At 50.5% G+C, this 17,890-nt stretch carries 12 protein-coding genes; 5 read left to right on the top strand and 7 right to left on the bottom strand.

The genetic code is table 11. The features are described from left to right. Positions 1-7: 7 nt before the first annotated feature. The 3 genes from SHEWANA3_RS14940 to SHEWANA3_RS14930 are packed head-to-tail and all read right to left on the bottom strand — an operon-like array spanning position 8 to position 11,117. On the bottom strand, positions 8-2,380 hold the full coding sequence (locus tag SHEWANA3_RS14940; RefSeq protein ID WP_086017263.1) for a PfaB family protein: 2,373 nt from the start codon (positions 2,378-2,380) through the stop codon (positions 8-10). Next, on the bottom strand, positions 2,377-10,251 hold the full coding sequence (locus SHEWANA3_RS14935) for a type I polyketide synthase (RefSeq protein WP_011717712.1): 7,875 nt from the start codon (positions 10,249-10,251) through the stop codon (positions 2,377-2,379). The genes SHEWANA3_RS14940 and SHEWANA3_RS14935 overlap by 4 nt, the downstream gene beginning before the upstream one ends. After that, a complete protein-coding gene (locus SHEWANA3_RS14930) occupies positions 10,248-11,117 on the bottom strand; it encodes a transcriptional regulator (protein WP_011717711.1) in 870 nt (289 codons plus the stop codon). Before SHEWANA3_RS14930 ends, SHEWANA3_RS14935 begins: the two co-directional genes overlap by 4 nt. A 380-nt stretch (positions 11,118-11,497) precedes the next feature. On the opposite strand from SHEWANA3_RS14930, the gene SHEWANA3_RS14920 reads away from it, so the two are divergent. The 3 genes from SHEWANA3_RS14920 to SHEWANA3_RS14910 all read left to right on the top strand — a co-directional run bounded on the left by SHEWANA3_RS14920 (position 11,498) and on the right by SHEWANA3_RS14910 (position 14,078). Then, on the top strand, positions 11,498-12,496 hold the full coding sequence (locus tag SHEWANA3_RS14920; RefSeq protein WP_011717710.1) for a 4'-phosphopantetheinyl transferase superfamily protein: 999 nt from the start codon (positions 11,498-11,500) through the stop codon (positions 12,494-12,496). A 258-nt stretch (positions 12,497-12,754) separates the two neighbouring features. Continuing rightward, positions 12,755-13,276: a hypothetical protein gene (locus tag SHEWANA3_RS14915; protein ID WP_011717709.1), complete on the top strand. Its 522-nt coding sequence runs from the start codon at positions 12,755-12,757 to the stop codon at positions 13,274-13,276. A 61-nt stretch (positions 13,277-13,337) separates the two neighbouring features. After that, on the top strand, positions 13,338-14,078 hold the full coding sequence (locus tag SHEWANA3_RS14910; protein WP_011717708.1) for a sporulation protein: 741 nt from the start codon (positions 13,338-13,340) through the stop codon (positions 14,076-14,078). A 94-nt stretch (positions 14,079-14,172) separates the two neighbouring features. On the opposite strand, the gene queF is transcribed toward SHEWANA3_RS14910, so the two are convergent. Continuing rightward, on the bottom strand, positions 14,173-15,033 hold the full coding sequence (queF, locus tag SHEWANA3_RS14905) for an NADPH-dependent 7-cyano-7-deazaguanine reductase QueF (RefSeq protein WP_011623412.1): 861 nt from the start codon (positions 15,031-15,033) through the stop codon (positions 14,173-14,175). A 59-nt stretch (positions 15,034-15,092) separates the two neighbouring features. Between queF and syd the strand changes: the two genes are divergently transcribed. Continuing rightward, positions 15,093-15,743 (top strand): SecY-interacting protein, encoded by a 651-nt coding sequence (gene syd / locus SHEWANA3_RS14900; RefSeq protein ID WP_041412693.1) that lies wholly within the window; start codon positions 15,093-15,095, stop codon positions 15,741-15,743. A gap of 107 nt (positions 15,744-15,850) precedes the next feature. On the opposite strand, the gene SHEWANA3_RS14895 is transcribed toward syd, so the two are convergent. Together SHEWANA3_RS14895 and SHEWANA3_RS14890 are read right to left on the bottom strand one after the other, a co-directional pair. After that, entirely contained in the window at positions 15,851-16,624 is a 774-nt protein-coding gene (locus SHEWANA3_RS14895; RefSeq protein ID WP_011717705.1) for a Zn-ribbon-containing protein, read from the bottom strand. Then, the gene (locus tag SHEWANA3_RS14890) at positions 16,624-17,007 is read right to left on the bottom strand and encodes a hypothetical protein (RefSeq protein WP_011717704.1); all 384 of its coding nucleotides are present in this window, start codon (positions 17,005-17,007) and stop codon (positions 16,624-16,626) included. Before SHEWANA3_RS14890 ends, SHEWANA3_RS14895 begins: the two co-directional genes overlap by 1 nt. Before the next feature lie 147 nt (positions 17,008-17,154). Between SHEWANA3_RS14890 and SHEWANA3_RS14885 the strand changes: the two genes are divergently transcribed. Further along, positions 17,155-17,553 (top strand): DUF3192 domain-containing protein, encoded by a 399-nt coding sequence (locus SHEWANA3_RS14885; protein WP_011623408.1) that lies wholly within the window; start codon positions 17,155-17,157, stop codon positions 17,551-17,553. Between the two features lie 49 nt (positions 17,554-17,602). Here the strand turns inward: SHEWANA3_RS14885 and SHEWANA3_RS14880 are convergent, their stop codons facing one another. After that, positions 17,603-17,836: a DUF2789 domain-containing protein gene (locus tag SHEWANA3_RS14880; protein WP_011717703.1), complete on the bottom strand. Its 234-nt coding sequence runs from the start codon at positions 17,834-17,836 to the stop codon at positions 17,603-17,605. Positions 17,837-17,890: the final 54 nt, after the last annotated feature.

The following is a 17,890-nucleotide window of genomic DNA, read 5'->3' as shown; positions in this document are numbered from 1 at the left end:
TGAGAACTCAAAGGGGTTCTCCTTCTTGGAATACGTTTGAAAAATGGCCTAATGCGCTGGCGCTGGCAGAATGTGGCGCTATCGTTTTCGCTCTAGCCTTATCTGCCGATTGAGGCATAAGCGGCGCAAGGGAGAGTGGCACTCTATGGCTGATAAGTTGAGCTAAGCATTTGAGTAAGCAAGTGATCGTATCGCTGCCCTTGGCATTACATGCCATTGCTAATATCGGTTGCCCCTGTGTTTGAGTGCCATCGGCACCCAACTCAAGTTGGCGGCCGATTTTATCGATAAGTGTGCTGGTTTGCCGATCGGCGCCCACCTCAACAAATAAGCGCGCACCTTGGTTATAGGCGGTGTTAATCAGCGCGGTAAAATTAAGCGGCGCACAAAAGGTATCGGCAATACTCTTGGCAATGCTTTGGCTGTCGATACTGACGGCGCTTTGCTGCGCCGCGCTAATAAAACGCACCTGAGTCTCGCAGGCATTCGCCTTTAAGCCCAAGGTATAAAACCTTTGGATAGCACTGTGCTGTGACTGCGAGGGCGGGGTATGCATGGCGGTGACTTTATTGCTGGCAATGCCACGCTTATTCAGCCTTTTAAGGAGTTGTAAGCAGCTTGTTTCGCAGCCCGCGATAATACAGGTATCACCCTGTTCAATCGCCAGATAAACCCGTGGAAAATCAGGGAGCAGGGCATTAATTTCGGCGCGAGAGGCGCGCACTAAAAAGCTATTCCACACCAGCGGAGCATCTTCACTCAACTGCCAATCGCGGCGCACCGCAAGCAGTGGGCCTGAAATCTCCTGATTGAAGATGGCGCTGTTTTGGGTGGCGTTAATCAGGGCATGTGGCGTTTGCCAGATATCCAAACTTGCCCACATGGCCGCTTCACCCATGGAATAGCCCAGAGCGAGTTGCGGTTGGATATTAAAGATTCGAGTTAACAGCCGACTAAATAGGTAACTGGCGCCAACACCGCTAATCGCAAGCTGGCTTAAGCTCATCTCTGCCGCGTCTTTTGCATCAACAGTACTTTTGGCATAAGCAGCGCTGTGGTAAATCGCCTCGGCCTGCAGCATGGCGGCTAAATCCCCTTCACGTTCAAGCTCGCGATAAAGTTCAGGGAAATAGCCATGTAAGTCACTGAACATATTCGGGTAAACCGTGCCGACGCCGGGGTAGACAAAGGTTAAGCCCGTATCGCCGAGGGGCGTTGGCGTATAATAGCTGCCCGAAGGAGTTTTAAAGGCTAGATTGGCCGATGGCGTTGTCATTGGCGCTGGAGTCTGTTGCGTCTTTTCAATATAAGCGCGCATCGCCTTGGCTTCTTGCATTAACTCCTCAAGGGAGCCTGCCATAAGTACTAATGCCAATGTATCCTTTGCTTGATAGCGCTTAAACCAATCACTGCCTTGGCTGCTGAGCCAATCTGTATCGGGAAGGCTTGCCGATAAATCTAATGAATCAATGAGTTGCGATAGCTTTGCCGTTAACGACTCAAGCGTATTACCGCTAATGGGAATAAAAAGCCTATTGGCATTGAGCAATGGCTGAGGGATAAGCCGAGTGCCTTGGGTCAAGATAAGGCTTTGGGCAGTGCTCGCTTGAGGGGGCTTACCCAAGATATTACCCAAGAGATTTAGGCTTAACACCCTTGCCTGATGGGGCTTGGTAAACCAATAGCCGTTCTGCGCGGTTTTTACGGGCTTTTCAGCGCCCAGTTCAGCGTATTGTTCAGCAAGTTGTGCTGCATCAGTCGCGTCAAGCATTGGTGTCATACCTGCTAGCGTTCGATGACTAAATGCCTCAACCGCTTGAGCTAATACATTCAACTGACTGGCAAGATTGCCTGCCTGCGCGTAGCTATTAACCGCCTGAGCACAATCGCGTTTCGCCAAGGTAAAAGCGCTGTTTAAGCAGCGCTCGACTGTATTTGTATTGATAGTATTTGTATTTGTTTCTTCGGCGGTTTCAGCTTGGATTTGCGCTAATGCTGAAATATAAGCCTCGGCATGCAGATGTAATTGTGCGGCAAGCAGCCCATTGAGCAGATACAGGCAACGGACTTGCTGCTGATATTCAAAGCGAATTTCAACAAGTTGTTTTTGCGCAATATGGGCGAGCTGCTCGCTGAGTAAGCCAACTAAGGTTGGATCATCTGTCGACTCATTGGTTAATGGCTTATCTTCGACATTAAGTCGCACCCGAGAGGCCAGCAAGCGTTGCAGCGCAGTGGCATCAGTTTGAGTATGGCTAAGCACACTCTGCATCCACCCATCACCAAGCCATACGGCAATTCGCAGTGGCTTGGCATTGGGAGGCGGACTGTTTAATGTCGCATTGCTTAATGCGGCATGTGCGCTTGGGTCGAGTGTCACTTAACACTTACCTCGGCCGTGCTTTGGGCGACTGCCTGCACTTGCATTGGTTGCTGAGGTTTATTGGCCAAAAACGCTTGGTTGAGCGTCTTACTGACAGTAACCTTGGCCCGTTTCATCTCGCAGCTTAGTCGGCCATCTTGATGATAGAGGGCAATATTGGCTTCAAGTGTTCGGGACGAATGCTTGATAACATCCAGCACTAATACCGCCTTCTCGCCAAAACCTAAGGGCGAATAGGACACGAACTCGCCAATGGCACTGGGTAAGCTTGCCGCTTGATATTTAAGGCGCGCCCACACGAGCATGGCCTGCAATAACAGATCTTCGGCAAAGGGTTGTGTGCCTTTATCCTCAAGATCTGGCGCAAACTCGCCGCAGTCGTCCAAGGCCAACGCTGGCAGTGCAACCTTAGCGATAAGCTGCTGGTCATCAAAGGCGAGCACTTCGCTTATGCCTTGCAGTCTTGGGCCATGGAACAGCGTGCCATCGCTGTAGAGCGACTCGCGATTCGCGATAGCGGGTTGCTGCGTTATCTCCTCCATCAGAGAATGCAACTCGCCAACCTCGAAACGCTGCGCGTCTGGCATATCATCCGTCTGCGCCACTAATACCGCCTGGTATTGCGGGCGACCTTCAAAGCTGATCAGCGCGGCTAACGCCTCAGTCGATTGTTGTGTAGCGTCAGCAAGCGGCGTGAGCATCAATTCGAGCTCAATAGGCGCATCGCGTGCAAGCAGCGCCTCATCGAAGATGATCCCCTTGAGCAGTCGATAATCGCTGACACTCACCGCCTTACCTAAATGGGCCTTGGCAGCCTCACGCATCCAATCGATGGCGCACACCGTCGGCAATACCGCATGACCATTGATGCAATGATCCTCAATAAAGCTCATGCGTTTAGGGTCGAGGCTGCGCATGACGCGAATACTCTGTGGCACAGTTTGGGCCATAGGCTGCGGATCTAACGCCGTGGTTAGATCCGCTTCAGGCTTTTTTGCTGATGCAGCTTCAACAGCATTGGCGGTATTGCCCTGCATATCGGTTCCGACCAACAGCTGCGCCCCTGTATCACTCAATAATTGGCTGGCAAATAACTCGGCACCGGCTTTGAGTGGAATGACATAAACCCCGCGGTCGATAAACATTTTTTTCAGCGCAGGATTGACCATGCCGCCATCCCAAGGACCCCAGTCAAAGCTCATCACCTTGGCCTGTGGCAATTGCTGCGCAAGTTGTAGCGCAGCCTTATTGAGAATGTCGTTAGACATGGCATAGTCGCTCTGGCCAGTATTGCCGTAAAAACCCGCCGCCGAAGAGAACAGGGCGATGAGCGTTAACTGGCTAAGATCCAGTGCCGACAGCAGATTGTTAAGTCCGGTCACCTTAGTGCCATAAACACGTTCAAGTTCGCTTAAGGTTTTGTCTTGAATATGTTTATCGGCAAGTACACCCGCGCCGTGGATAATCCCCGTGATGGGCGATAGGGCGCTGATTGGCGCAATAGTGCTGGCAATAGCTGCCGGGTCATTCACATCCAAGCTTAAGTATTCGGCGCTGGCGCCAACTGCTTCAAAGGCCTGCAAGGCATGGCTGATTTCAAGGCTGCTTTGTACTGGCCAAACTAAGGCATCCACTTGTTTTGGTGTGGGTTTATCACCCAGGCTTTGCAGATGTGCAATGGCCGCGGCTTTCAGCTCGTTGCGATTTTTACCCTGAGCCCAAGCGGGAATTGCTTGATGGGCGCTGCGACCCGCGAGGATAAAATGGGCCTTGCAGCGTTTCGCTAAACTTAAGGCGCACTCGAAGGTAACGCCCTTAGCGCCGCCTGTGACGAGGATTTTGTCCGCAGACGAGAGAGACGCGCCACTGCGGCGAAGTACGGCATTGCCCGCGACTAAGGTTGCTCGCTCAAGCTCGCTATCAATACCGACTTCGACCGGCGCATCTTGGAGGTAGTATTCCTGCACTACCGCATTGGCGACCGTTTTGGCATCTAAGTTTGGCGCGATATCCAGTGCGCGGCAGACCACTCCCGGCCACTCGTGATTTAAGGTTTTAGTGAGTCCAGAGAGCGCCGCTTGGTTGAGTTCACTCTGGCTAATAAGAGCGCCTGCCGACTCGTCCATACCGATATAGCCAAAGCCGCCGTCGATACGGCTGACGGTGACAAAGCGGCAGTGGTCGCGCTCCGTTAAAAGCGGTTGTAAGTGCTTGGCAAACAAGAAGGCTTGCTCGACCGAAGCTTTGGCTTCGTCTGCCAGCACTAAGCCAGCACCTTTATCGGCAACGGACTTATGCTGTGGCTGCAGATGAATAAAACCGGCGATTTGGCCAAGCGCTTCAATCTGATTGATGACCTCACAAATGCTTTCATCATCAATCGCCTCCAGCGTGAAGCTGGCAATATGGCTATCGAGTGGCGATGCGCTGGTCACAACTGTTTTCGGTGAGCGTACAACCGCGACCTTAACGCCTTGGGCGTGAAGCTTTTCGGCAATCACCCCCGCGTTGTGGCCATCGTCGCCGATAACGACGTAACTGTTTGCCGTCAGTTGAACATCGCTAGTTGCTATGATGCGCGCTAACTCAGCCGCCGCTGGCAACTTTTTTAGCATCACCTCACTATGGGGCGGCAGGTCGATGGTGTCCTCAACTGTTTCTGCAATTGCCTCTTGAATTGGCGCAGCATGGTTTTGCTGTTGCGACTCACTTGACGATTGCGAACCAGCATACAGGGCGACAATTTCACCCAAGGTTCGACACTCGGCTAAATCCTCAGGGCTCAGTTCTGGCATGTTCGGCAGTTGATCTTGTACTGTGCCTAAAATTTCCACGCGCTTGATGGAGTCGATACCAAGGTCGGCTTCCATATCCATGCTCAGTTCGAGCATTTCCACGGGATAGCCAGTCTTATCAGCAACGACCGCCATCATAGTGCGTTCAATCTCGTCATTAGAAACTGCCGCGCTTGAGGCTACGGCACTTTGTGTCGCATAGCTAACTGAGGCAGCAGCTGTTACAGGAGTCGCTTGGCTAAAGAGCGCCACAATTTCGCCTAGGGTGCGGCACTCGGCAAGATCTTCTGGGCTCAGTTCTGGCAGCTTGGGTAATTCGTCTTGTACCGTGCCTAGAATTTCCACGCGCTTAATGGAATCGATCCCAAGGTCGGCTTCCATATCCATGCCAAGTTCCAGCATTTCCACGGGATAGCCCGTTTTGTCGGCCACGACCGCCATCATAGTGCGTTCAATCGCGTCATTCGAAACCGCCGCGCTTGCAGCTACTGCACTTGCGAGTAGTGCATTTTGTGTTGCATGGCTAACTGTGGTCGCAGCTGTTACAGGAGTCGCTTGGCTAAATAGCGCCACAATTTCGCCGAGGGTGCGACACTCGGCGAGATCTTCCGGGCTGAGTTCTGGTAGCTTGGGTAATTCGTCTTGTACTGTGCCTAGAATTTCCACGCGCTTAATAGAATCGATACCAAGGTCGGCCTCCATATCCATGCTCAGTTCCAGCATTTCCACGGGATAACCAGTCTTGTCGGCGACGACCGCCATCATAGTGCGCTCAATTTCATCATTAGAAACCGCCGCATTGGTGGCTACTGCGGTTTGTGTTATTGACTGCGGGCTTGCTGTAATGGCTGTTACAGGAGTCGCTTGGCTAAACAGCGCCACAATTTCCCCTAAGGTGCGGCACTCGGCAAGATCTTCTGGGCTCAGTTCTGGCAGCTTGGGTAATTCGTCCTGCACTGTGCCTAGAATTTCCACGCGTTTAATCGAATCGATCCCAAGGTCGGCTTCCATATCCATGCTCAGTTCCAGCATTTCCACGGGATAGCCGGTCTTATCGGCGACGACCGCCATCATAGTGCGCTCAATTTCATCATTAGAAACCGCCGCACTTGCGGCTACTGCACTTTGTGTAATTGACTGCGGGCTTGCTGTAACGGCTGTTACAGGTAGCGCTTGGCTAAATAGCGCCACAATTTCCCCTAGGGTGCGGCACTCGGCGAGATCTTCTGGACTCAGTTCTGGCAGGTTGGGTAACTCGTCCTGTACCGTGCCTAGAATTTCCACGCGTTTAATAGAATCGATACCAAGGTCGGCTTCCATATCCATGCCAAGTTCTAACATTTCAACGGGATAACCCGTTTTATCGGCAACCACTGCCATCATGGCGGTCTCGATTTGCTGCACGACTGGCTTCTCGGAAAGCGCGCGAGTTGCTGCTGCCACAGTTTGCACTTGTGGTTGTGCTACTTGTTGTGTTACTTGAGGTTGCTGAACTTTGGGCTCACTCACGGGCACAACAGTCGCTTTTGGCTCTGCGGCTAACGCTTGAACCACGGGAGCCTGTGCTGGAGCGACTGGCGTTGCCACCGCTACCGCCACTGGTGCTGCGGTTTGAATGGGGGCTTGAACCTGAGGCGCTGGCTTTTGGCCGAGCAGGGCTAATGCCGCTTGGCTGCTGCTGGTCTGCAATTGCATAAATTCAGCATGGCTCTTTAGGGTTTGTGCCTGATGCTGGTGGAACAGCTCCATAGAGCGTTGCAGGCTCTCCGGAATGGCGATGCCAAGGCTTGCCATTTTGGCTTGCTCTGCCATCAGTGCACTGACGGTATCGCCGTATTGCTGCGGGATCGCTAAAAATTGTTGATGTAATTGTGCGGCCTGGGTTTGGGCTGCAAAAAAGGCGCTCAGGGCATCTTGATTCGCCTGTCCAGCGGTAAAGCTGGCTGGTTGTGCAGGCGTTTGTTGTTGAATAGTATTGCTATTTTGTGCCACTGGCTTTTCCACTTCGACAACCTTTTCTAGAATTTTTTCGACAATCACGGGTTTTTCAACGACTTTCTCAACCACTTTTTCAACGATGCGATCCACATACTGCACTCGGCTGGTAATTTTGCCCGATTGCAGCGAGTCGACCATTTTGTTGCGGGTCGCTGGGCTGATGTAGTTGGTCGCGTTGAGCTTGATATTCATGGCCGAAGGCGTTGCTGGCGCAATCAGCTCGGCTTGATAAGGGTCAATCTCACCCAGTTTTACCCCTGCGACCGCCAGTTGCACCGCCGCGCTGCGCAGTTGGCTGTCGGAGTCGGCTTTAGGATTCGGGTTAATGCTGATAAGGCAAAGCTCGTTTAACTGCGCGGCTAGGGTATTTTCTGCCAACTTTTGCAGAATGTTTTTCGGGCCGAACTCGACAAACACCCGTGCGCCAGCGGCATACATGGCCTCTAGCTGCTTGCTAAAGTGCACCGATTGCAACATATGATCTTTAAAGGCCGCTTTGATGGCGTTGGCATCGGTGGGATGCAGCTCGCCTGTGCCATTGGCATACAGGGCAATCTTTGGCGTGTTGAACTGAGCCTTATCAATAGCTTCGCTAAAGGGCTTTTGCGCATGGGCAACCAATGGCGTGTGGAAGGCGCCAGAAACGGGCAGGGCAATTGCTTTAAAGCCTAACTCGCCGATGGCCTTAGCGGCCTGTTGTGTCGCTGTGGTAGCGCCTGCAATTACCAACTGAGTGGGTGAGTTGTAGTTAGCAATCTTGACGCCGTCAAACTGAGCCAGGGATTCTTTAATAGCCTCAATATCCTGTTTTTGCTTAAGAATAACGGCATACATGACGCCAGCATCACTACTGGAGTCGGCATCCTGAGGTGACTGCGCCATTGCCAGTCCACGTTCGAAGGCAAGCTTGATGTAGTCGTCTACTGAAATCACGCCAGCGGCGCACAGGGCCGAGAGTTCACCAAAACTATGGCCTGCGAGCATATCCGGGGCGAATCCCGCCTGAGTCAACAGGGCATACTGCGCCATAGAGAGCGCGCCGATGGCGCTTTGAGCATAAAGGGTATTGGTTAACGCACTTTCCTGCGCTTTTCTCGACTCATCATCGAAGGCGGGGATTGGGTACAGCACGCTTGAAAGCGTTGCCTCACCACGGTCGCTAAACACTTTATCGCTGGTGTGGATATGGCGGCGAAGCTCGGGGAAGTTGTTGGCAATTTCCAGTCCCATATTCAGGTACTGTGAGCCTTGGCCTGCAAATAAGGCCGCGACCTTGTGGTTATCCTTGACCAGTGCCTGGGCGCGAAAACTTATCCCTGTGGGTAGTTGCCAGCTCTCGGCGCTATTGGATTCTAGCTGCGCTATTGCTTGGGTTAACAGAGCCTGTAATTGGACATAGTCCTTGGCGATAAAGCCAAGACGGGCCGATTGCGGGGGGAGTTCACGCAGGGCGTAGGATTTTGCAAAGGCAACAAAATGCGCCTGAGAAAGCTCAGCCTTGGCGGCGGTTGCTTGCTGCAGCGCGGTTTTTAACTCGCCCAGCAGCGCGGTTTTGTCGGCGGCGGTAAACAGCCAGCTTTGTGCCACGCTGCGTTGGCGATAGGCGTCATCGCGCGCGTGTTCTGGGCGGTATTCTTCGAGCACTAAATGGAAGTTAGTGCCCCCAAAACCGAAGGAGCTGATCCCTGCGCGGCGTGGCGTATCGTCACTGCGTTGGATCCAAGGGCGCGCCTCGGTATTGAGATAAAAAGGCGAGTGGGCAATGTTTAATTTAGGGTTAGGCTGACTCACGTTGATCGTAGGCGGCAAGACTTTATGGTGCAGCGCCAATGCGGCTTTAATCACCCCCGCCGTGCCCGCGGTGGACTTAGTGTGACCGACCTGAGATTTAACTGAGCCTAAGGCGATATGCTGTAACTGCTCATTATCCTTAGAGAATACTGAGGTTAAGCCATTGAATTCGGCCACATCGCCTGCGGCTGTGCCTGTGCCGTGGGCTTCAATCAAGCCAACGGTGTGCGGCGCAAAGCCAGCGTCATCATAGGCGCGCTCTAATGCCTTGGCTTGGCCTTCGGGACGCGGCGCATAAATGCTCTTAAATTTACCGTCCGATGAGGCGCCAACGCCTTTGATTACCGCATAGATACGGTCGCCATCGCGCTCGGCATCGTCGAGGCGTTTTAAGGCGACCATGCCGATCCCTTCGCCAATCATCATGCCCTTAGAGTCGATATCGAAGGGTTGAATCTGCTCGTTGGTGGTAAAAGCCGGCGTCTTTGAGAAACTCATATACATATAGGGCGAGTTGTCGGTACAGACACCGCCGGTGATCATCATGTCGCTGCGACCTTCGGTCAGTTCGGTCAGCGCCATACGCATGGCGGCAAGCGAGCCGGCGCAGGCGGCATCGACGACGCAGTTCATCCCGCCTAAATCGAAACGGTTGGCGATGCGTCCGGCAATCACGTTGCCAAGGGAGCCGGGGAAAGAGTTTTCTTCCCAGTGGACATATTGATCTTGGAATTTTTTGATCAGCAGCTCGCTATCTTCATCGCTCAGGCCACTGCTTTTAAATACTTTTTTCAGCACCGGATATTGCAGGCGCGCGTTGAGGCTATGGCTTAGCTTTTGACCACCGCCAATGCCGAGGGTGATGCCGATACGGTCGCGGTCGTAATCGTCTGGCAGGTTTGCATCCTGTAGGACTTCCTTGGCGACGACCAGTGAGAGTAACTGTGAACTGTCGGTGAGTTCTAAAATATTGGGCGGCAGACCAAACTCCATCGGATTGAAATCGACCTCTGGCATAAATCCGCCGCGCTTGCAGTAGCTCTTATCGGCCTTGGATTTATCCGCATCGTAATAGTCATCAATCGACCAGTGGGACTCGGGCACGTCGGTAATGGCATCAATCTTGTCGCAAATTAAATCCCAAAACTTATTCAAATAGCGGGAGTTAGCAAAGATACTCGCCATGCCTACGATGGCAATCGGCATATCTTTTAAGCGTTTATTCAGTCTCTTATCGGCTTTTTCATCGGTTGATAATTGAGGCTGTGAAGGGGTATGGCTCATAACGAGTCTCCACTGGCAAAGCGTTTGGCCGTTGCCTTATTAAGGGATTTAGCGATGGCTTTTGGGGTTTGTACGCCAGGAAAGCGGGCTAAAAAAGTGTGGTAGTTGCGTACCAGCAATTTACGCAGATGAAACGGCCCATCTTTCAGCACGTAGGCGATGTAGCGATTGGCCGCTTGGGTGTTACTGTCTTGATAAATATCGATATAAATCCAATCTGCCTTGCTATCTATGCCAAGGAGTACCGATTTAGGTTCGGCCTCGGTCAATTGCGGCGGCAGGGTGAGGGACACCACTTGCACTACGGTATCGCCATCGGTACTTGGCAGGGCAAGCGCCTTGGCCAAGGTTTCGGAGTTAACCGTGTAGGTCTGAACATCGCTGCCTTGGCTGATAGGTAATTGATTAAAATATTGTTTTGGCACGAGCTCTTGATCAAACTCATCGAGGCGCGAAACTCCATAACGCTTAAGGCAGCGGGCTAATCCCGAGCGGGACACATTGGGGTTGATAAAGGTTTGAGTGGCCTTGAGCAGCCTATCTAATGGCAGTTTAAGCTGATATCTCAGTCCCACTACCACGTATTCTTCCATCGGCGTGAGGGTGGTATTGAGGTGATGCGGGGTATTCGGGCTGTCGTTTACCGACTCGCGCTTGCGCCATTTACGCACGGTCGCTTCAGTAATATTTAAAATTTTGGCAAGCTGACTCACACTTAATTCAGATTGCTGAATAAAGTGTCGCATCTCCGGCGTGGTTGTGGCATTGCGGTGCCTAGCCGTTTTGGGGGCGGATTTGTGCTCCGAGTTTGGCTTATCAGCCTGAGCATGATCCGCGGCTTGAGTACCCACTTTTCGAGAACTCATCTTGTTAGTGCTGTCCCATCTTTATTATTTTCATCCAACATAATCTATCGGGACTGCTTAAACTTGCCAGCAAAAGCGGAGTGTGGACTCATGCTTAATCTAGGCTTAAAACCCGTGAGCTATGTGTTTTATTACGCACAATGGTGATGCAGATTACCTGAGGTTTCGGCTCGATACAATCATATGGGACTTGAAATGGTTTTTTAATGATCAAATGATCGTGTTCAAGGAAGTAAAACTCTGGTTTAGCACAGGGTTTAAGTTTAAAGAGCCATTTAAATTCATAAGATTAGAAACAAAATTAAGATACTGCTCGTCAGGCGAGCAGAACTGAGTAGAATAGGGCTGCCGTTAAACTCAAGTGTTGTTGGAATAAATTAATGAATATTGAGCTTTTTTTTATTCCATTAACCGAAATGGATGTAGCCAGCACGAATGCGTGTATGGCGCTCTTGACTGAGGACGAGCGCGCTAAAGTAGCGCGTTACCGGGCGCCCAAGGCGCAAATGAACGGTTTATTGGTGCGAGCGGCACTGCGCTGCGTCTTATCTCAAGGACTGCCATCTCGCGGTGGATCTTCACCTTACTCCCCCCAACGACACATAGCGCCCCAAGATTGGTGTTTTGAGTATGGGACAAAGGGCAAGCCGAGCCTCAGCCATGAGCAGTTTCTAAGCACTGGCATTGAGTTTAACTTAAGCCACAGTGGCGACTGGTTGTTGATTGCCTTGGCGCAAGACGATGACTCGGACGCAACCGCTAACACCACGTTGCCCCGTTTAGGCTTGGGTGTGGATATCGAGCGCTCCCGCGCCAGCACTCATATTTACCCGATCCTGAATCATTATTTTTCCCCTATCGAGGCCGAAGGCTTATTAGCCCTTGAAGGTGAAGATGCGCAGCGGCAGCGCTTTTTTGACCTTTGGGCACTTAAGGAATCCTACATCAAGGCAACGGGCTTGGGCCTAGCACAGTCCCTGAAATCCTTTGCCTTTGATTTAGCGTCAAACAGTTTGCTGATGCTTGATGATGGCGTGCAGCAAACTGTCGAAACCCTTAACTGGGTTGAACTTAAGCAGCGAGATAACTTTGTTTCAACGAGCCAAGCTATGTCCTGTTCTTATCTTCAACTCCCATCGCGTATTCCACTTTATTCCAATATTAGGCTGCTGATTGAACCTGAAACTGCACAGAAAGTCACAAGCTCCCATGCCCAACATTGGCAGAGTTATTTTGGCCGACTTGATGAGGAATATCGTTTTGGACTCAGTTTAGTGTTTGGTGACAGCTTAGTGCATAGTGACAGGTTGGCTAAAGCGACTATTTCGATGCAGCTGACCAGTATCACGGCACTACTGGCGGCATGCTCGGTTATCTAGTACGGCCTTCGCACTAAGGCTTGGACAGCCTTCGTTCTTGAATAACTGCTTTGCGCAAACCTTTTAAAAGTACTTTTAATGAGTGCTTTAAATGAGCACTTTTAATAAGTGCTTAGAATTTAGTGCTTTGAATTACTGCTTTTAATTCAGTTTCTTGCCCCTTCACTGACTTTGTTATTCCTCCGTTCATATTTCATTTTGGATTAAACCTAGCTCGCTATAGTCACGCCAGAGAACTCACTGACAAGGTTGTTAATCATGAAATTCAAATGCCTTTTATCGACCACCACTTTGCTACTGCTCGGTGGCTGTGGTTACTTTGGTGGCGATGAAAAACAGCAATTAGAGCAGGCATGGCTTGCTCAAGATCCCCAACTACAACAAGTGGTTGAGCAAATCCGCAGCCGCGGGCTCGATGTGGTCGCCCAAAGTGCGGCGGCGGGCACTGTGTCTGCCTGTGTGGCCGAAAAGCTCAGCCAAGATCCCCTAGGTAAATTAGTGAGTGTCGAAGGCGCCTTAGTGGAGTCAGCCAAGGTGGCGGAATTGCTTGGCGATTTACAGAAGGTGATGGAACAAGAGGTGAGTTTCGATCAAGTCGCAAGCCTGTTACAAAAGGGCGCGGATGCGGCGGCCTATGCCAAAAGCTTGATCGAACAGCAGGGCGTCGAGCAAGCCATGCAAAGCCTTAAGCAAATGGCACTCGCCAGTGAACAATTTGCTCAGCAGGATTTAGGCGCGCATTTCCAGCAATTATTGCTCGAGTGCAAATCTGCGAATTAACTGAATAAACGCTGTATTAGGGCTGCTTATCGGTGCAGCATTAGCAACATAAGGAAATACCATGTTTAAAAAACTGCTGGCCTCCGTCGGTATCGGTGGTGCGACGGTCGATACCCAATTAATTGATAATCGACTGCTGCCAGGTCAAATCTTTCATGCCACTATCGTCGTTAAAGGCGGTAATGTGCCGCAGCAGATCTCCGGCCTCGACTTAGCCCTAATGACTAAGGTGAAAGTGAGCAGCGATAACGGCGACTATTTTAAGAACCATCGCTTGGCGAGCTGGCGCTTAACTGAGTCCTTTGAAATTCAAGCGGGTGAAATTCGCGAGATCCCGTTTTCAGGTAAATTGCACCCCGAAACCCCTTTTACTCAGCTCCCAGTGCGCAATAATCAATCCCAAGTATGGCTACAAACGGGAGTGGACATAGATACCGCGCTCGACCCTAGCGATATCGATGCGCTGGTCATTATGCCAACGGCGATTGCCGAGCATGTGTTAAAGGCGATGGATGCCCTTGGTTTTGTGTTGGTGAAAGCCGATGTGGAGCAAGGTTTCCTCAATACGCGCGCCTTTCGTTCCACTTCGGGTTGTTACCAAGAGCTAGAGTTTAAGCCGCGCAATATGGGCTTTAATCGTTTGCGTGAGATAGAGGTTTCTCTGGTGTGCGATGCCGAGCAAACCCATGTGTTGCTTGAGCTTGACCGCGCATTCCGTGGCGATGGTTACTTGTATTTCAGCCTGCCAAACAATGCCACGTTGAGCCAAGTACAAGAGATTTTTAGGGCGAATTTGGCTTAAGTGCGGGGACAGTTTGTGTTGTGAGCTTGGTAGAATAGCTTACAACAGACAATAAAAAAGCCCTGATTACTCAGGGCTTTTTGCTACAAGTTGATTACTGTCTTGCTAAGCGGTGGCTCTCGCCTGGGTGCTCAAAATCACTGCGGTAAGGGTTAATGTCTAAGCCGCCGCGACGGGTATAGCGGGCGTAAACGGTTAACTTAGTGCAGTGGCAGTAATGTTTTAAATCGACAAAAATCCGCTCTACACACTGCTCATGGAACTCGTTGTGCTGACGGAACGAAATCAAATAGCGCAGTAACTTTTCGCGATCGATTTTAGGCCCTTGATAACGGATCATCACACTGCCCCAGTCCGGCTGAGAGGTGATTAAGCAGTTTGATTTCAACAGATTAGAATTGAGTGTTTCGGCAACAATCTGTTTGTCATCTGTGCTGTTTTCAAGATAATCGGGATTAAAGTCATAGTCGCTGACTTCGATATCCAGATCGTCAATGCAAGTGCCTGGCAGCTCGACGACGCGTTGAATACCAAAACTCTTAGGCTCAATAATCTTCACTGTGACTTGGCCTTGGGCGCATTCACTCAGATCCTGCACTAAGGTTTTTTGCACGGCGTCGATATTGTCGAACTTGGTTTGGTTAAAACTGTTTAAATACAGTTTGAAGGATTTTGACTCGATCAGATTTTGGCTTTCATGGCTTAGCTGAATGTCGGCAATAGCCACCATAGGTTTACCCTTGGCGTTTAGCCATGACAACTCATAGGCCGTCCAGATATCGGCTCCGTGGAAAGGCAAACTTTCCGCCGTGAGGTTGATAGCGTTACGGTTAAGTGAGCGAGGAACCCCTTGCAGCAGCGACGCATCATACTCGGCTTGGTAATCCGTGGCTTTACCTAAGGTTAGGCCGGCAAGCTCTTTTGCATCACTATAGGGATCGTGATTGTGTGTCATCAATACTGTTTCCATGTCAAAATAGGCGCACATTATACCCGAAATTGGATTGTGCTTAAGTGTCTTGTCTGCCTGCTCTCGATAAATTTTTAGATAATTACCATCGATCCTACCTATCAACTTTAGGCGAATTACCACGATATTACCCGCAGGGCGAGCCATCTTTGTGTATTCAAGGTGAGTTTGATGAAGCGTCCGATGAGGCGGTGTCTTGGCTCCCCGTTAAGCGTGAACACCTTGGCAGTTTTGCGAATGTTGAACATGCGCTTGAGCTAACATTATGGCCTGATATCAATCACTTTTATGGTGAATATTTTGCGGCGCCCGTGTTATTTGATTCACCATGGGGCACGGGCGAATTACTGCAGGTATGGAACGAGGCGGATTTTGATGCCCTGCAACAAAATATCATCGGCCACTTAATGATGAAGCAAAAGCTCAAGCAACCAGCAACTTGGTTTATTGGTTTGCTGGATGAGGGCGATAAGATGCTAACTGTCGATAATGCCGATGGCAGTGTCTGGGGTGAAATTCCCGGCGAGCTTCCTTCTGCCCAATTGGCGCCGAGTTTAGCTGAATTTATTGAGGCGTTATCGCCACGTATCGCGCCGCCCGTCAAACATGAAGAATTGCCTATGCCAGCGCTTGAACATCCGGGGATTGTTGCCAGCTTTAAACGTATGTGGCACAACCTGATAGGTAAGCGTTAAGCGCGGGGAAATGTGCAAAGGTCTCTTGAAAAGCCTCTTGCAAACCTGTTTCGCAAACTCGGCTCGGCAATTTTGCCTGCCGAGTTTGCCATTCATCAATGGGTCAGTTATTGATGATCCCAAGACAAGTTAGACACTATGCGGCAAGGTTCGCAGCGAAAGTGGAACATATCTAATAGCGGCTCATTGAGTTTCCAGTCGTGACTGCCACAGCGTGGGCAGGGGCGAGCTAACTCGGATTGCAGATCCTGCCCCCCGACGCGATACAAATAATAGTAAGTGGGGATTTTGGTTAGGTATTCGATTCGGCCGCGTAAGTCCCAACCTCTTCTAAATAAATCACTGTTTGGGCTGGATAATTCTTCCAGCGCGGCAAATTCTGCCTTAGTGGCTGCCGCCATTTGTAACTCATCACAGGCTTGCCACTCGGTTTGCCAGCGGATCACCCGTTTATGATCGCCATTAAAGGTGGCGGGGATTTGGTATAGCGGAATGGGCAGCAAGTTATCGCCACTTCGCAGGGGCGAGCACATATGTACATAGCTAGTGTAGAGCAGTTGCCAACTGGGTGACTCAGTGTTACTCACCTCAGAATTAATATCTTGACCGATAAATTTTTCGCGTGGCGCCAGTAGCTTAGCCTCGGTTAATTCTGCCAGTGCTTTTTTCACCCAAGGGCTGTGATAACGATGAGCCAAACTGTTTTTTTCAGGCGTGAGTAGGCGTACTCGGAATTCGCCCTCATTGAAGGCCACGGCAAATTCGCGGCCAAGGATTTGGCCATTAGCGCGGTAGGCTTCGAGTAATTGATTGATGGCACGTTCTGCCGCACTGATGGTGGTATCGGCAAAGCATTCAAAGCGCAATTCGGTGACAAACATTAAGCGGATTTTCCTTGGGATTCGAGTTGAGTGACACGTTGTTTCAGCTCGATAAGTTCATTTTTGAGTTGCATGATCTCGTTGTTTTTTAACGCGAGTGCCTGTTCAATGCCCTGTTGTAACTGGGCTAACTGTTGCGCCAGTGTGGTGACTGTGAGTGGCGAAGCTTCGGCGGTGCGTGTCTCTTCAACCACGGGCTGTGATTGGGTCGCTAAACGCTCACGCTCGGCTTTGGGTATCGATTTAAACTGCTGTAATCCTTGGATTAACAGCGGCATAGGGATTTTGTTACCGACGCGGCTTTTTATCAGGGCAAGGCTTGGGGTTTTACCACTGGCTTCGAGTGCGCATGCTGCTGCTAACACTTGGTCAATCGGACTCATAATAAGTGAAATTCCTTAATGAATATCGTATTTTTCACTAACTTACTGTGGTGTGGTTATTTTAGTTCTTATAAATCAATGCATTGCTGTTTGGCATTGATTTTGCTTTTTAAGCATTTTTATAACAAGTACACAGGAAGTCATAATATGAACGCAAATATTAATCGCAAACTCATCGCGGTCACGTTTTTAGGGTTAGCAAGCTTAGGTCTTAGCGGTTGTGTGGTCAATGTCGGCGACAGTGAATCTAAGTGGGATAGCAACGAATCTTGGGAAAAAACACAGGACAAAAACCGCAATAATCTGACTAAGCTCAGCCTTGGCATGAGCAAAGACCAAGTGATGACCCTGATGGGCGCCTCGGATTTTAGCGAATCTTATCTGCAGCAGAAAGACGGCCAAGCCGATAAAGAAGTGTTGGTACTCTTCTATCGCACCCAGCATACCCACAGTGACGGTAAAACCACTAAGGATGAATGCACACCAATCGTCTTAAGTAACAGTGTGTTGGTCGGGTGGGGCGACACTGCTTACAGCAAAATTTAACGACTCAACGCAACTCGCTATTAAGTGGTTCAGTGTCAGCCCTAAACTATTAGGGCTTTCTTAATTGCACATCTAGCTGCTCGATAAGTTCGGTCCACTGGGCATCGGCCTCTAATGCCTCGGTCAGAAAACTCTTTTGCGCCTGCGTCCAAAATGGCGCTTCGGTTAAGTGTGTCTCAGGGGGAAGTTGATGGGTCGCAATAAACTGGCTGATGGCTTGAGCTTGATTGGCTAATCCCAACTGTTCAAATAGATGACTCAAATCGACTGGCGTGGTATCCATGCTCGCATCCTCTCTGTGTGCCTTTATCTAGGGTATGCAACTCACTGAAAAATG

This window comes from Shewanella sp. ANA-3, assembly GCF_000203935.1.
Lineage (GTDB): Bacteria > Pseudomonadota > Gammaproteobacteria > Enterobacterales > Shewanellaceae > Shewanella.
Note: the sequence above shows the minus strand (reverse complement) of the source record. Positions and strands in the feature narration are given on the sequence as shown.

What these genes read in the sequence shown, in the direction of transcription:
- SHEWANA3_RS14935 (WP_011717712.1), bottom strand. Translation starts at nt 10,251, where the DNA reads ATGAGCCATACCCCTTCACAGCCTCAATTATCAACCGATGAAAAAGCC.
- SHEWANA3_RS14930 (WP_011717711.1), bottom strand. Translation starts at nt 11,117, where the DNA reads ATGAGTTCTCGAAAAGTGGGTACTCAAGCCGCGGATCATGCTCAGGCT.
- SHEWANA3_RS14920 (WP_011717710.1), top strand. Translation starts at nt 11,498, where the DNA reads ATGAATATTGAGCTTTTTTTTATTCCATTAACCGAAATGGATGTAGCC.
- SHEWANA3_RS14915 (WP_011717709.1), top strand. Translation starts at nt 12,755, where the DNA reads ATGAAATTCAAATGCCTTTTATCGACCACCACTTTGCTACTGCTCGGT.
- SHEWANA3_RS14910 (WP_011717708.1), top strand. Translation starts at nt 13,338, where the DNA reads ATGTTTAAAAAACTGCTGGCCTCCGTCGGTATCGGTGGTGCGACGGTC.
- queF (WP_011623412.1), bottom strand. Translation starts at nt 15,033, where the DNA reads ATGACACACAATCACGATCCCTATAGTGATGCAAAAGAGCTTGCCGGC.
- SHEWANA3_RS14895 (WP_011717705.1), bottom strand. Translation starts at nt 16,624, where the DNA reads ATGTTTGTCACCGAATTGCGCTTTGAATGCTTTGCCGATACCACCATC.
- SHEWANA3_RS14890 (WP_011717704.1), bottom strand. Translation starts at nt 17,007, where the DNA reads ATGAGTCCGATTGACCAAGTGTTAGCAGCAGCATGCGCACTCGAAGCC.
- SHEWANA3_RS14885 (WP_011623408.1), top strand. Translation starts at nt 17,155, where the DNA reads ATGAACGCAAATATTAATCGCAAACTCATCGCGGTCACGTTTTTAGGG.
- SHEWANA3_RS14880 (WP_011717703.1), bottom strand. Translation starts at nt 17,836, where the DNA reads ATGGATACCACGCCAGTCGATTTGAGTCATCTATTTGAACAGTTGGGA.